The 14,486-nt window shown below is 61.6% G+C and carries 14 protein-coding genes; 5 read left to right on the forward strand and 9 right to left on the reverse strand.

From position 1 onward, the window contains the following. The first annotated feature begins 33 nt into the window (after nucleotides 1-33). Together ACX3P1_RS19500 and olsB are read left to right on the forward strand one after the other, a co-directional pair. Nucleotides 34-2,304: an ATP-binding protein gene (locus ACX3P1_RS19500; RefSeq protein ID WP_459081258.1), complete on the forward strand. Its 2,271-nt coding sequence runs from the start codon at nucleotides 34-36 to the stop codon at nucleotides 2,302-2,304. A gap of 148 nt (nucleotides 2,305-2,452) precedes the next feature. Further along, nucleotides 2,453-3,322, forward strand: coding sequence for a l-ornithine N(alpha)-acyltransferase (olsB, locus tag ACX3P1_RS19505; protein ID WP_459081299.1), 870 nt, complete (start codon nucleotides 2,453-2,455; stop codon nucleotides 3,320-3,322). Between the two features lie 21 nt (nucleotides 3,323-3,343). Here olsB and ACX3P1_RS19510 read toward each other — a convergent pair whose 3' ends face one another. Both ACX3P1_RS19510 and grpE read right to left on the reverse strand, forming a co-directional pair. Continuing rightward, nucleotides 3,344-3,976 (reverse strand): trimeric intracellular cation channel family protein, encoded by a 633-nt coding sequence (locus tag ACX3P1_RS19510; protein WP_459081259.1) that lies wholly within the window; start codon nucleotides 3,974-3,976, stop codon nucleotides 3,344-3,346. A gap of 137 nt (nucleotides 3,977-4,113) precedes the next feature. Further along, nucleotides 4,114-4,749, reverse strand: a complete 636-nt coding sequence (gene grpE / locus ACX3P1_RS19515; protein ID WP_459081260.1) for a nucleotide exchange factor GrpE — start codon at nucleotides 4,747-4,749, stop codon at nucleotides 4,114-4,116. 237 nt (nucleotides 4,750-4,986) lie between these two features. Between grpE and ACX3P1_RS19520 the strand changes: the two genes are divergently transcribed. Further along, nucleotides 4,987-5,181, forward strand: a complete 195-nt coding sequence (locus ACX3P1_RS19520) for a hypothetical protein (protein ID WP_459081261.1) — start codon at nucleotides 4,987-4,989, stop codon at nucleotides 5,179-5,181. Nucleotides 5,182-5,194: 13 nt separating this feature from the next. On the opposite strand, the gene ACX3P1_RS19525 is transcribed toward ACX3P1_RS19520, so the two are convergent. The 6 genes from ACX3P1_RS19525 to ACX3P1_RS19550 form a co-directional block, all read right to left on the reverse strand. Then, the gene (locus ACX3P1_RS19525) at nucleotides 5,195-5,731 is read right to left on the reverse strand and encodes a DUF934 domain-containing protein (protein WP_459081263.1); all 537 of its coding nucleotides are present in this window, start codon (nucleotides 5,729-5,731) and stop codon (nucleotides 5,195-5,197) included. A 9-nt stretch (nucleotides 5,732-5,740) separates the two neighbouring features. Continuing rightward, nucleotides 5,741-6,505, reverse strand: coding sequence for a phosphoadenylyl-sulfate reductase (locus tag ACX3P1_RS19530; protein WP_459081264.1), 765 nt, complete (start codon nucleotides 6,503-6,505; stop codon nucleotides 5,741-5,743). Next, complete coding sequence (locus ACX3P1_RS19535; RefSeq protein WP_459081265.1) at nucleotides 6,480-8,150, reverse strand: nitrite/sulfite reductase; 1,671 nt, start codon at nucleotides 8,148-8,150, stop codon at nucleotides 6,480-6,482. The genes ACX3P1_RS19530 and ACX3P1_RS19535 overlap by 26 nt, the downstream gene beginning before the upstream one ends. A gap of 22 nt (nucleotides 8,151-8,172) precedes the next feature. Then, entirely contained in the window at nucleotides 8,173-8,469 is a 297-nt protein-coding gene (locus ACX3P1_RS19540) for a DUF2849 domain-containing protein (RefSeq protein ID WP_459081266.1), read from the reverse strand. Then, nucleotides 8,466-9,926, reverse strand: coding sequence for a siroheme synthase CysG (cysG, locus tag ACX3P1_RS19545; RefSeq protein WP_459081267.1), 1,461 nt, complete (start codon nucleotides 9,924-9,926; stop codon nucleotides 8,466-8,468). Before cysG ends, ACX3P1_RS19540 begins: the two co-directional genes overlap by 4 nt. 355 nt (nucleotides 9,927-10,281) lie before the next feature. Then, complete coding sequence (locus ACX3P1_RS19550; protein WP_459081268.1) at nucleotides 10,282-10,587, reverse strand: DUF982 domain-containing protein; 306 nt, start codon at nucleotides 10,585-10,587, stop codon at nucleotides 10,282-10,284. A 632-nt stretch (nucleotides 10,588-11,219) separates the two neighbouring features. Here ACX3P1_RS19550 and ACX3P1_RS19555 point away from each other — a divergent pair. Continuing rightward, nucleotides 11,220-13,139: a DUF4214 domain-containing protein gene (locus tag ACX3P1_RS19555; protein ID WP_459081300.1), complete on the forward strand. Its 1,920-nt coding sequence runs from the start codon at nucleotides 11,220-11,222 to the stop codon at nucleotides 13,137-13,139. A gap of 265 nt (nucleotides 13,140-13,404) precedes the next feature. Further along, nucleotides 13,405-13,704, forward strand: coding sequence for a hypothetical protein (locus ACX3P1_RS19560; RefSeq protein ID WP_459081269.1), 300 nt, complete (start codon nucleotides 13,405-13,407; stop codon nucleotides 13,702-13,704). 93 nt (nucleotides 13,705-13,797) lie between these two features. Here ACX3P1_RS19560 and ACX3P1_RS19565 read toward each other — a convergent pair whose 3' ends face one another. Beyond that, complete coding sequence (locus ACX3P1_RS19565) at nucleotides 13,798-14,328, reverse strand: DUF2380 domain-containing protein (RefSeq protein ID WP_459081270.1); 531 nt, start codon at nucleotides 14,326-14,328, stop codon at nucleotides 13,798-13,800. Between the last annotated feature and the right edge of the window lie 158 nt (nucleotides 14,329-14,486).

Raw genomic sequence — 14,486 nt, forward strand, 5'->3', positions numbered from 1 at the left:
ATTCCATAATCTCTGTCTGCCATGGATTGCCGCATGATCGTGGAATCCGACAGCAACGCAGACGAGCGAGCCGCAAGCGCGACCGGTACAGGCGCGGCCTCCCCGGCACGCCTGCAACTCGAGCCGCCGCCGCTGATGCCCGACCTACGGCGCGCTGATCGCGAGCTTCTGCCTTTCCTTACGCTCTGCGCCATATTCGTCGTGGCGGGCGTTGCCTATCTCTCGGGTGCGCCGCATTTCGTCAGCATTGCCTTCCTGGTGCTTGGCGCGTGCGCGCTTGCCATGCAGGCCAGCCTCAAGCGGACCGTCGCGACGCTGGGCGACAATGCACGGCACAGCCGCGTCGAAATCGAAAAACTCGCTGACCGCATGTGGGAATTGCAGGAAAGCGAAGAGCGTTTTCGCGACCTGATCGACGCGCTCGGCGACCTCGTCGTTCACCGCGACCGCGACGGCAGGATCGTTCACGCCAACAGGGTCTTTACCAGCCTGCTGGGGATCGATCCGGTTGATGTTTCGGGAAAGACCCTGACCGATCTCGGCATCGATGTCGGCATCGTGCCGGACGCCGCGTTTGCGGACCGCGAATGCTTGAGTTCAACCGACGTGGTGATCCGCACGATGGAAGGGCCGCGCTGGTTTTCATGGATAGAATTGTCTGTCCGCGACAAGGACAGCGGGGCCGTTTCGCATCGCGCCATCGCGCGCGACATCACGGCCCGCAAGAATGCGGAATCGTCGCTGATCAAGGCCCGCGAACGGGCCGAATACGCCAGCCAGGCCAAATCCCGCTTCCTGGCGACGGTAAGCCACGAAATCCGCACCCCGATGAACGGGATCATGGGCATGGCCAAGCTTCTCGCCGACACCGGCCTGTCGCCCGAACAGCGCACCTACGTCGCGGCGGTTTCGACGTCGACAAGCGCCCTTCTGGCGATGATCGAGGATTTGCTGGACTATTCCAAGATCGAAGCCGGCCGCTTCGATCCGGAACCGCAGCCGATGTCGCCGCGCGAAATCGGCGACAGCATCGTCGAGTTGCTGACCAACCGCGCCTATGGCAAGCACATAGGCCTCGCCTGCCGGGCAGCACCCGACGTCCCGCTGACGATCGTTGCCGACCCGGGCCGCATTCGGCAGGTATTGCTGAACCTGATCGGCAACGCGATAAAATTCACGGACACCGGCGGGGTGCTGGTGACGATATCGCGCGTGCGCACGCAAACCGCCGACCGCATCCGCTTCGCCGTTGCCGATACCGGGCCGGGTTTGATCGAGGCCGACCGGGAGCGCATATTCGAGGAATTCGAACAGGCCGACGGCAGTTCCACCCGAATGCATGGCGGCGCGGGCCTTGGGCTGGCCATTTCGCGACGCCTGGTTCTGGCCATGGGCGGCGAAATCAACGTCTCCAGCACGCTCGGCGAAGGGTCCGAATTTACCTTCGAAATCCCTATTGTCTCGCCGAATGAAACCCTCCAGAGCCGCCAGTCCATGCTGTCGGGCAAGCGTGTGGTCATTCTTTCGGAAAATGCCGTCGAAGCCGATGCCATCGCCGGCACCATCCATGACCATGGCGGGGTCGCCGAAATCGCCACCACTGCGGCGCAGGCCGCCCTGCTCGCCGTGGGTTGCAACGTGATCCTGATCGACGCCGCCCTGGAAGATCGTGAAGCGCGGCTGTTGAGACGGCTTCGCCAGGCCGGCTTTCCTTCCTGCGAGGCGATCACGCTGATCGCGCCAACCGATCGCAGCCTGTTGGCGGATCTCCGCTCCAACGGCTACGCAACCTTCCTGGCGCGGCCGGTGCGGGGGGAAACACTGCTGCGCATGCTGGTATCGGGCAATGTCGCGACGCTAGTGCCGTCGCAACAAGACAGCCGCAGCGTTGCCGCCGAGGCGACCGGACGGCGGACGGGCCTGTCGGTGCTTGTCGCGGAAGACAATGAAATCAACGCCATGCTGGCGCGCGCCACGCTGCTGAAGGCCGGGCACCGCGTCGACGTCGTCGGCACCGGAAAGGCCGCCGTCGACGCCGTCATCGGCATGGCGGGCGGCGACCGTTACGATATTGTCCTGATGGATCTGCATATGCCGGTAATGGATGGGCTGGACGCTATCGGCGCCATCCGCCGTCACGAGGAAGATGCCGGCCTGCCGCCGATGCCCATCATGGTGCTTTCGGCCGATGGCCAGGAAAACACCCGCCACACGGTGCTGGCGCATGGCGCAAGCGGTTTCCTGACCAAGCCGCTCGACCCCGAAGCGCTGGCGCTTGCGGTCGAACAGCAGGTTGCGGCCTGACCGCAAAACGGCTTGCCTTTGCGCTGCACGCGGGTCCGCCGGCGGCCCCTTCACGCATTTTCACGTTGCTGTCACAATCATGTTGCACCACAATCGCATCTCGATGCCAGAGAGAGGGCTCGAAGGAGAATCGCTCGTGCAAGCAGCAATGCCGGAAGGTGAAGCCTATGCGAAAGCCGGTGGTTCCAGGACATGGAGCCACAAGGCCGATCTGGCGGTTTCGGCCGCGCCGCTAGCCCGCATCGGCAATCTGGAAGTCCGCCTGGCGCGCAATGAGGACGAGATCGCCGCCGCCCAGCAGGTCCGCTACCGCGTCTTCTACGACGAACTCGGCGCGGCAAGCGGCGCGTCCGGCGTCCATACCGACGCCGATCGTTTCGACAGGGCCTGCGACCATCTTCTTGTCTTCGATACCAGTCTGCCGGGGCCGGAGCATCGCCGAATCGTCGGCACCTATCGGCTACTGCGGCAGGAATCGGCAGCGTCTGTGGGCGGGTTCTACTCCGAGGACGAGTTCGAACTGAGAGGGCTGATCGCGCGCCATCCGGGCCAACGCTTCCTGGAACTGGGACGTTCCTGCGTCCTGCCGCAATACCGGTCCAAGCGCACCATCGAGGCGCTCTGGCAGGGTATCTGGGCCTATATCAATCATTACGAAATCGGCGTGATGACGGGATGCGCATCCTTTCCCGGAACCGTCCCTGCCGCACATGCCGAGGCGTTGACCTATCTTGCCCATCATTGCCGGACGGGCGTGGCCTGGGACGTGCGGGCGGTTGCCGGCCGCTACCATGCGATGGATATGATGCCGATCGAGGCGGTCAACGCCAAGGCCGCCATCGCAGCGATGCCGCCGCTGGTAAAGGGCTATTTGCGGGTCGGCGCGCGCATCGGCGACGGCTGCGTCATCGACGATGACTTCGGCACGGTCGATGTCTTTGTGGTGATGCCGGTCAAGGAGATCGCCGCGCGCTATGTCAGCTATTATGGCGGCGAGGGCCACCGCTTCGCTGCGTGAACTGTTGGCCCACTTAAATCCTTACGGAATGTCTTCGGGCCGACGCCCCGGCCGACTCCTGTAGCCCGCGATAGTCCAGCCGAATTTCAGTGCGCCGCCACGCACCGCGAACGCGACGGCAAACCCCGCAATGTCTGAAAACAGCGGCGGCAGATGAGCGAGATCGCCAAGTGTAAAGATCGTAGCACCTGCAAGGGCCGCGCTCACATAAACTTCGGGCTTCAACAACACCGAGGGCTCGCCGGCCAGAAGATCCCGCAGGATCCCGCCAAAAGTAGCCGTGAGCACGCCGGTGACGATGGCCACGACCGGCGACCCGGTAATCGCCAGCCCCTTGGCGGCCCCCATCACCGAAAAGGCGGCAAGACCGATGGCATCCAGCCACAGCAACAATTTGTAGCGGGACTCGACGCGGTGCGCCGTGAAGAACACAGCGATCGCCACAAGCACGCAGATCAGCACATAGATGCGATTTTCCACCCAGAACACCGGCACGCCCAGGATCAGGTCGCGAAACGTGCCGCCGCCGATGCCGGTGACGCTGGCCAGGAAAAGAAAACCGATGATGTCGAGTTGCTTGCGCGACGCGGCAAGCGCACCGGTTGCAGCAAACACGATGACGCCGGCATAATCGAGCAGCGTGATGAGGTTCATGAAAGCGGCCCGGCGAGTAGCGAGTAGCGAGTAGCGAGTAGGCAGGAGACGCGAACATGCGCGCCGCGTCAATGGACAGCCTGCCAAACCCTATTCGCTACTCCCTATTCCGTATTCGCTACTCTCTATTCGCCCGCTTACGCGTCTTTCTCGGCCTGCTCGTTGATGGGGCCGGGCTCGGCAGGCGCTTCGTTGGCCCCGTATTTCGGTCCGCCCTTGGAAACGCCCACCATCGCCGGGCGCAGCACGCGCTCGCCGATGGAGTAGCCGGGCTGCACGACCTGAACCACGGTGCCGCTGGCAATGTCGGGATTGGGAACCTCGAACATCGCCTGGTGGAAATTCGGGTCGAAGCGTTCGCCCTCGGGCGCGAGCTTCTTCACGCCGTGCCGCTCCAGCGTCGCCAGCATGCCGCGCGCCGTGATCTCGACGCCATCGATAAGCGCGGTAAAGCCCGCATCTCCCGATGTCTTCGCCTCGACGGGAATGGCGTCCATCGCGCGCTGGAGGTTGTCCGCCACCTGCAGCATGTCGCGCGCAAAATTGGCGACCGCATAGGCCCGGGCATCCACGACATCGCGGGCCGTGCGGCGGCGCAAATTCTCCATCTCGGCTGCCGTCCGCAAAGCGCGGTCCTTCAGCTCCTCGTTTTCCTTCAGGAGCCGCACCAGCGCCTCATAGTCGTCGGCGACACCGCCTTCGGACCGGTCGCTCGCCGTATCGGCAGCGTCGATTTCCTCGGGCATATGTTCGTCGTCCGGCTGATTGCTCATGGCCAATCCCTGTCATCTCATGTGGTTCGGATTTGCTGCCGATATCGAGGTTCGGCACCCAAAAATCAAGGGGCAAGACCGATTCGGGCGCAGCCTTGAAACAAAAGACCTGCCTGATGCAGGCGATTCAAAATTAATTCAAACTTTACCGTAGTTGCACTGATCGCTTGCCGTGGAACCATATTGTGGGAACCTAACCGGTATCGGAGGGTTTCGAGGTCGACAAAGGATTTTGAAATGATCGCCTGCAAACCGACTTCCACGCGCGAACAACTCGCCACCGAAATCAAGCGTCAGCTTGGCGACCGCAAGGTGGCGCGCTACATGCAGTCGATGCCGACCTTCAAGGTGGCAAGCGACATTCCGCATTATCTCAGAGACTTGCTCGACCGGCTGGAAGACAGCGAGGCCGAAGCCCCGCAGGGTCGGTAAGCGCCAACAGCCGTCAACCGGCGGGCGTCCGCCGCCAAGCATATTTCCCCGACACCGACGCCAGTTTTGCGGATGGCTGGTAATAGACCGGCAGGCCGCCGATGTCGCCCACTTCGAGGCGCTTCAACAGGACGGGATTCGATATTTCGAACTCGGTGAAGCCAACGCGCAGCATATGCGGCAATTGGTCGACAAGCACCTGGCCGACCGCCCGCATGGCGCCCCCATAGGCCAGACGGCCGCGCAGCAATTCGGCCTTGGAGTAGCTGCGGCCGTCGGTGAAGGCCGGAAAGACCAGCGCCACCAGCGACAGCATGTCGAGCCGTTCGGCAAGGTCATCCAGCCGATCGCCCGCTTGCAGGACCACGCCCAGCCGATCCCTGAACAGGGCCCGCGTCTGCGGATCAAGTTCGAGGAACACTTGCAGCGGCAGTATGAAACGCCCCGCGTCCGCCAGTGCCTCGGCGTTTTCGGCATAGGTCCAATCATCCTCGCGAAACCCTTGCGGGGTCCACAGGCGAGTCTCTTTCCCTGATTGCTGTTCGGTCATGCACACACCTTAAAGCGACGCATCGGTAAGCGACTTTTCAAGTCCCGACAGGTGGATGCCGCATTCGGTCTTGGCGTGCCCCGCCCAACGGCCACTGCGCGCATCCTCGCCCGGCGCGACCGGCTTTGTGCAGGGAAAGCAGCCTATCGACAGATAGCCATAGGCGACCAGCGGATTTTCCCGCAGGGCGTGGGCGCGCATGTAGTCGGCCTGGTCAGCCGTGGTCCAGCGCGCGAGCGGATTAACGCGTATGCGCGGGCCGACCGCCTCGAATACGGGAAGGGCAGCGCGGGTGGAGGCCTGGAAGCGCTTGCGGCCGGTAAACCACGCCTGGAACGGCTCCACGCCTCGCGCCATCGGCTCTACCTTGCGCACGGCGCAACAGGCATCGACGTCGGTTTGATGCAGCAATCCAGTCGGATCTATCCGCTCCAGCGCGACGGCATCGGGGGCAACGATGCGGATATTCGTCAGCCCAAAATCCGCTGCCAGCGCGTCGCGATAGGAGAACGTCTCCTCGAAATGCTTGCCCGTATCCAGAAAGATCACCGGCAAATCGGCATCGACCTGCGCGATCAGATGCAAAAGCACCGCCGAATCCGCGCCGAACGACGAAACTCCAGCAATCTCGCCGGTAAACAGATCGGTTACCGCACGTTCGATAATCTCGACGGCGGGCAAATGGCCATAGAGCGCGTCAAGACCCGCCGCGTCGGCGGTCGCCCCGGCCTCGGCACCGGAAACCCGGTCAAGCTGCCCTGGCTTCTGCTCCATAGAGTGCCTCCTTGAACGGTGCCGGTCCGACCCGGCGATACACGTCGAGGAAGCGTTCCGATTGAGTGTTGCGAATGGAGAGATATTTCTCGACCAGCGTCTCGACCGCGTCGACGATTTCGTCCGGGCCGAAGCCGCGTCCGATGATGTCGCCGATCGACGCATTCTCGTCGCCGGAGCCGCCAAGCGTCACCTGATAGAGTTCAGCACCCTTCTTCTCGACGCCGAGAATGCCGATATGGCCGACATGATGATGGCCGCAGGCATTGATGCAGCCGGAAATCTTCAGCTTCAACTCGCCGATGTCGCGCTGCCGCTCCAGCGAAGCGAAGCGCAAGGCGATCTGCTGTGCGACCGGGATAGAACGGGCGTTGGCAAGCGAGCAATAGTCGAGGCCGGGGCATGCGATGATGTCGCTGATCAAGCCGGCATTGGCTGTGGCCAATTCGATCTCGACCAACCCGTCATAGACGGCCTTCAAATCAGCGCGCGCGACATGCGGCAGGATCAGGTTCTGCTCATGGCTGACGCGAGCCTCGTCGAAACCGTATTTTTCGGCGAGGTCGGCAACCGCCTCCATCTGGCTGTCGCTGATATCGCCGGGCGTTTCGCCGATGCCCTTCAGGGAAATCGTCACCGACGCATAGTCCGGGTGCCGATGCGTGTTGACGTTGCGGTTCAACCATTCGGAGAAGCTCTTGGAATCGAGACGCGCCAGCCTTACCGCCTCGTCGCCTTCGGGCCGGTCGACCAGCGGCGGCGGCGCGAAATAGGCATCGATGGCGCGAATGTCGGCTTCCGGCAGTTTCAGTTCGGTATCCTTCAGCGTCTCCCATTCGGCTTCGACCTGGCGCGCGAATTCCTGCGCGCCGGTCTCGTGCACGAGGATCTTGATGCGCGCCTTCCACTTGTTGTCGCGACGCCCGGAGAGATTATAGACGCGCATGATCGCGGTTATGTAGGAAAGCAAATGCTGTTCCGGCAGGAAGTCGCGAACCTTCTTGGCAAGCAGCGGCGTGCGTCCCTGGCCACCGCCGACCCAGACGGCGAAGCCGAGCTTGCCGTTGGCGTCCTTCTTGAGATGCAGGCCGATATCGTAGGTCTGGATCGCGGCGCGGTCGCGCTCGGCACCGGTCAGCGCGATCTTGAACTTGCGCGGCAGATAGGTGAACTCCGGGTGCACCGAAGACCACTGCCGCAATATCTCGGCATAAGGGCGCGGATCGGCGACCTCGTCGGCGGCGGCCCCCGCGAAATGATCGGCGCTGACATTGCGAATGCAATTGCCGCTGGTCTGCAAGGCGTGCATCTCGACCGAGGCAAGGTCGCCAAGTGCTGCCGGAATTTCCGAGAGCGCCGGCCAGTGGAACTGGATGTTCTGGCGCGTAGTGAAGTGGCCGTAGCCCTTGTCGTATTTGCGCGCGATATGCGCCAGCATCCGCAACTGGCGCGACGACAGCGTGCCATAGGGAATGGCGACGCGCAGCATGTAGGCGTGAAGCTGGAGATAGACGCCGTTCATCAGCCTGAGCGGCTTGAACTGATCCTCGGTGATCTCTCCGGCCAGCCGCCGGTCCACCTGCTCGGAGAACTCCTCGACGCGGGCCTTTACGAAGGCATGATCGAACTCGTCATAACGGTACATGGCGTCTCTCCGGGCGCTGTATCTATGCCGCCAGACGGCGGGCCTGCTTGCCAAGGTCATTGCGAATGGTTGGCCCGGCGGCGCGGATACGCTCGCGCAGGCGGGTCGGGCGGATTGCACCGTCAAGCAGTTCGACATCGATGACGGCCACGTCGAGAACCAGATTGGCCGCGAACGCCGCCTTGCCGATCTCTTCCAGCCTTTCCTCTCCGGCCTTGTCGTCGGCGATTTCGGCATCGTCGATCGTCTCGTGCCAGAGGCCGTGCGCGTACCAGACGGCTTCGCCGTCGATGAGGCGGTTGGCGGTGAGGATTTTCATGCGTGAAGTCCCTGATTTGTGCGGGCGGTTGCGCGAGAAGCCCTTACCGGCGTGTGAGTTGCCAGCGGCTCCGAACGCTCGAAATTGGCGCCAGCGACAGCATCGCCGATAATGGTCATGACCGGGCCGTCGAGGTCGGTGCGCGCTTCCAGCGACGGCAGGTCGGCCAGCGTTCCATGGAACCGCCGGCAATCGGGGAGGCTGGCATTCTCGACCACGGCCACTGCCGTGTCGGGCGAAAGGCCGGAAGCGATCAGCCGACCGGCAACGTCCGCTGCCACCGAGCGGCCCATATAGACCGCAACCGTCGCGCCCGAGATGGCCAGCTTCGCCCAATCCGGCAGCGACTTGCCCTTCAAATCGTGCCCGGTGGTGAACACCATGGACGAGGAGACACCACGCAGCGTCAGCGGCAGTTCGAAATCGGCAGCGGCAGCGAAGGCCGCCGTCACGCCCGGCACGATCTCATAGGAAATGCCGGCGTCTCGAAGAGCCGCCATTTCCTCGCCGGCGCGCCCAAACACCAGCGGGTCGCCGCTTTTGAGCCGCACCACGCGCTTGCCCTCGCGGCCGAGTTCGACCAGCAGCGCGTTGATCTCGTCTTGCGTCTTGGAATGGCAGCCTTTGCGCTTTCCGACGGAAACGCGCTCGGCATCACGGCGGCCCATGGCGACAACCGCTTCCGGCACCAATGCGTCATACAAGATGACGTCGGCTTCCATCAAAAGCCGCTGCGCGCGCAGCGTCAGCAGATCTTCCGCGCCGGGGCCGGCACCGACAAGCGCGATGTGCCCCAGCGGCGAGGCATTGGCGAGAAGCAGGTTAACGGCCGCATCGTGCGCCAGCGACGCCTGCCCGGCCTGCATGGCCTGGGCCGGAGCGCCCGTGAAAAACGCGCGCCAGAAACGGCGGCGCAGATTACCCTTCGGCAACAGCCCTTCCGCAACGTCTCGAAACGAGGCGGCAAGCGCGCCAAGCGGCCCGAGCGACGGCGACAGCATCTGGTCGATACGGGCGCGGATCAGTTGGGCAAGTACCGGCCCCGCCCCTTCGGTGCCGATGGCGACCGCAACGGGCGCGCGATTGACCAGAGCGGGCGTGAAGAAATCGCACAGTTCGGGCCGATCCACCGCATTTGCCGGAATGCCGAGCCGGCGCGCGTCGCCTACGATGCGGCGGTCGAGCGCCTCTTCGCCGGTGGCCGCGAACACGACGACCGCACCGTGCAAATGCTCTTCGGCATAGGCGGCGGCGATATGGGTTGCGCCGTTAGCCTTGGCCCAATCGAGCAACTCGGTTGAGGCATCGTCTGCGACGATACGCAGTTGGGCGCTCGACTGGCCGATCAGCCGCGCCTTCGCCAGCGCCTCCTCGCCGCCGCCGACGATGACGACAATCCTGCCTTCGACCCGCAGGAAGATGGGAAAGGCATTCAGCTTTGGCTTCACATACGGCATGGCGCGGTGTTCCTGAACGATCAGGATTTGTACGCGCCGGCCTGAAAAATCAGAAGAAACCGGCTCGCGCCGGACACCGTGGGAAGCAATCGCTTTTCTGAAAGCGGAAGAAGCTGGAGAAAACCATTCCGCTTTGATGAGCCGCCACCCGCAAGGCCGCGCACAAAGCAGAGACGCCGCGTCTTTTGCCTAGCGCTGCAGAGCCGGCAGACCACGCCGCTATCGATGATTTTAGGGCGAGACGAAACGATAGGTGAACCGGACGCCTAAGCATCAGATCGAAAAAAGAAATCCGGTTTTATCCCGATTCGAAATCAAATTGTCGAAGTGCCGTCTTACGAAAAGACGCTGCAACTTACTGCGCCGCTCGTTTGCTCAAATTTTGCTGATCCGCGATATGCGCGGCCTGTATCTCGCCCTCGACGAGCAGCCCGGTAATGCGGGCAAATCCCGCGAACGACTTTCTGGCTTCCTCCGCCGTCATCTGCGCGGCAATCGCGGCGGCGCAACAGTTCAACGCGCAGCGATAGACCGGCCCACGGCGCCCGACGGGCCATTCGCGCAAGAATGCCATGGCTTCCGCGACGCTGTCGATCTCCTCGACCGGATGGCCTTGTCCGCGCGCGACGCGTACCGTTGACACAAACTGCAAACGATCCATGCATACCTCCCGTGCGGTTGGAACTTCGGGCCCACCCGACAATCGGATCGATCCAAGGTTCATTCAGGCGTAGGAAACGGCGCATCCGGGGGATACGCCACACTCCAAAGCAGGCCTGTTAATGTTGATTAACGATCACCTACGACTTTAGTTCCACGAAAATGGCAAGAGAAAGGCCCACTGTCGCTTGACGGCAGCGGGCCTCAGTTGTGTGGGCGTGGAGGGGACACACCCGGCGATCCAAAGGGGGGAAGGATCATCCGAACAACACCCTTCGCGTGGGAAGGTTCCATCGCCGATGCGATTTCCCGGCACCGACAGTTATGCGCTAGCTGACAAGCACGTCGGCGTGATTGCCTGGAGCCGAGAGGCCAATCCGGATATCGGGGAGTACGGGCCGCGACCACGCTGCTCGGGTCCGGAGATGTGCCGGATATGGAATAACGGAAGCCAAGCGCAGTGCGGTGCATCAATTTTCCGCGCTGCATTTCCTGCTTGCTGGTTGGCTAATACTTAAATAGAATTTTCAGGCTGGGGATCGTATTTCTCTTTTGATGGCGAGTATTCTCGCGGGGTCTTTAATTCCTTCGGTCTTCGGGTAGCTCACCGGTAGCGGTGGGTTAGAAACTATCATCTGCACGACGCGGGGCGACGGCTCGGCGTTTACGTACACCGACCATTGGAACAAGGGATCCTCTACAATGGCAAGCACAGCAGAACTCATTGCCCAACTATACATCGGCTTCTACGATCGCGCTCCGGACCCGGCTGGCCTGCAGTACTGGGTTGGTCGGGTCGAGGCAGGAGTCTCCATCCAGGATATCGGCGATTCTTTCGCAGCTTCGCCCGAAGCTTCCGATACCTATCCCTATTTCACGTACCCGGACCTGCTGAGTCAGAACGATTTCCTGGAGCAGGCCTATCAGAACGTGTTCGGCCGTGCGATCGACGCTGATGGCCTCGCCTATTACAGCGCTCGCATGGAAGCCGGCGAAACGGCAGGCAGCGTGGTCGCCTCTATCCTCGGCAACGCCTCCACCAACGAAGGCACCCCGGACCAGGCCTATCTGCAGAACAAGGTCGATGCCGGTTTGCATTGGGCGCTTGAAGCGGCGGCGACGTTTGTCGACATCTATCAGGACAACGGTCGCCTGACGGACCAGGCCAGCGATTCGTCGCATGGCATCCTCGACGGCATCACCGCTGACCCGGCAACGGTCGAAGCCGCCAACACGGCGACGGATGCTTTCTTTGGCGGCGACAACCCTGGCGGCATCTTCACGCTCACCAATGCTATGAACTTTCAGACCGGTGGTGTGGATGTCATTCATGGCACGGATGGTGCCGATAATATCCGCGCCATTCTTGCGAACTCGCTCGACAGCACGGACGTCATCGACGGTGGCGCCGGTAACGATGTGCTGAACATCAGCGCTGGCGGCCTTGTCTCAGGTGCCGCTCCAGTCATCTCGAATGTCGAAACAATCAACAACAACAACACTGCGGCAACTTTTCTGGACCTGTCCAGCGTCACGGGCGTAAAGCAGATAAATTCCTCTGCCTCTGCTACCTATTCCCATGCCTCGCTGGATACTATCTATGGAATTTCGGGTAGCCCTTCCGTGATCCAAATTGGTATCGAAGCAAGCCTTGCGGGAGCCAACGACACGCTTCATCTGGCTGTAGACGATGCTCCTTTCGGAATTTTCCAGACGGTAGATGCTGCTTTGGCAGACACCACGGCGGGCATCGAGCACATCACCCTTGAAGCTAATGGGGATGCAGCGGCCGTACCGTCGCCGGACCTTGTCTTGCTCCCATTTATCAATCTTGAAACCTTGACGGTAACCGGTGCAGGGGATGTCGCGATCCTCGCTGGTTCGACTGTTCTTGAGACGTTTGACGCTTCGGCAGCTACCGGTGACGTAGCTGTCGACTTGTCCGCCTCTGCCGTTCTCGAAACGTCGACGACGGGCTCGGGCAACGATATGGTCATTTTTGACGCTGAGGATGCCGTTGTTAGTACCGGTGCTGGCGACGATGACGTAACCGTCGGCGCGGCTTCCGACGGTGCGGTCGTAAACACCGGTGCTGGCGTCGACCACATTGACGCGAGTGGCACTGGTGCTGGAATCGAACTCACGATCAATGGCGGCGCTGGCGCTGATACGATTGATCTTGGTGCCGGCGATGAGAACCTCGTTTACACCGCACAGGCTGACTCGACCTATGTGAACTTCGACGCTGTTACTGATTTCGGCACAGCGGGTACGGACACGATCGACCTGTCGGCGTTCAACCTCACCGGCGAGACGGACACCGTCGCTGCTGGCATCACCACCGCCACGACGATCGCTCAGCTTGCCGGCGGTGTGCCCGGCTTCTTCAATGTGGGCGGTGACACGCTCGCGGTCGCGACGTTCACGGAGGCCGGCAACACCTACGTACTTGCCGACCTTAATAATGACGGCAACTTCAACGCCGCCAACGACCTCGTTATTCAGCTGGTGGGCGTTCCTGGCATTACCGCTGCGGACATCGTCTTCGCCTGATCATCCTCTCACCTGAGACTGATCCACCATTCGACCCCGCTGGCTCCGGCTGGCGGGGTTTTCTTTGACCCCACAACGGTGCAAAAGGCCCTCCGCCTCGATCGGGAGAAGACCGGCACCAGCCGGGTTGTCGAAAACAGATGCCCGACCGTGTGGAATTCGATGGCTCGGTTCATCCGGGAGACACGACACTCGGTCCTGCTTTCTCCTTAAGCTTGCCGCACTCGCCTGTTCTCCTGTTAACATCGTCGCAAAGGAGACAGCCATGAAATCCCTACTCGTCTTCACCCTTCTGGCCGTAACCGCATCGCCCGCTTTTGCCGGTAATTGCGTCTATCCCCAGCTTGAACCCATGCAGAAAGACGGGAAGACGCAGTACCGTTTCCTCGACAGTTGCGGCCATCCTTATGAAGTCGGCTACCGTCTCGAAGGAAGCACCCTGCATTTTCCCCGCGGCGGGCTTCACACCCTGCCAAAAGGCAATGCGGCGGAAGCCGAGAAGGTTTTGCGCGAGACCTATGGCCTGGTCGGGAAGCCCGACAGTCTCATCCGCACCAAGTGGTAGGCGATCCGGCCATCATTGCGTCGGCGTAAGTTTTGGGCACGCCCGCGCATCCATCCGGACATGCGATCGACCATATTGCTGGCGAAGCAGCTATTATCCGGGCTGTCGAACGTCAGCGAAGCAGTACCTGACGATGTCTTCTGCGCTGAACTTGGCCGCCCGCCGCCACGCCTCGGCTGTATCGCCACGATACGTCAAAAGCCGGTCGCAAACCTGGCCACTCTTTTCAAGATCGAAAACAACGAATTTGGCCCAGCCGACCAGCGTACTCATTTTGTGGAGGCCGCCCGTAACAAGGTATCTCGCATTCGCCGCCTTAGCCTGTCGCAGGAGCTGATCTACCCCAGGGTCGGCCAATGAGCACCGCCCTGCCTCGCATGACATCGCAACAGGATCGATGCCGCTATCTTTTGCCATGGTTTCCCGCAACACGGATTCGAAGTCGTGCAATTGCGTCTCGTGCCGCGCTGTTTCGTCCTTAACTTCGCCTGAAGTATCCACGAAATCGAAATTCGCAATGACAACCTTGGCTGCGGCAGCATCCTTGGCAAAACTTCCGCCAGCACCGAAGCATAATGATATCAACGCCGCCATTGCAGCCTTGGAAATTGCCGAGCTAATCATCGTACCCTCCGATTAGGATCGTGCCCTCCTCGAGAATGGCGCAGGCTATCATGGCACGGCTCACAGGACACCCCCGCCTGAAGGGCCGTGAACGAAGCGGTAGCGGCTCGATCTCAAGTAGCTGATTTTCCTGCACATTAAAATCTCTCGCCTTAACG

Source organism: Mesorhizobium sp. A623, from assembly GCF_054489405.1.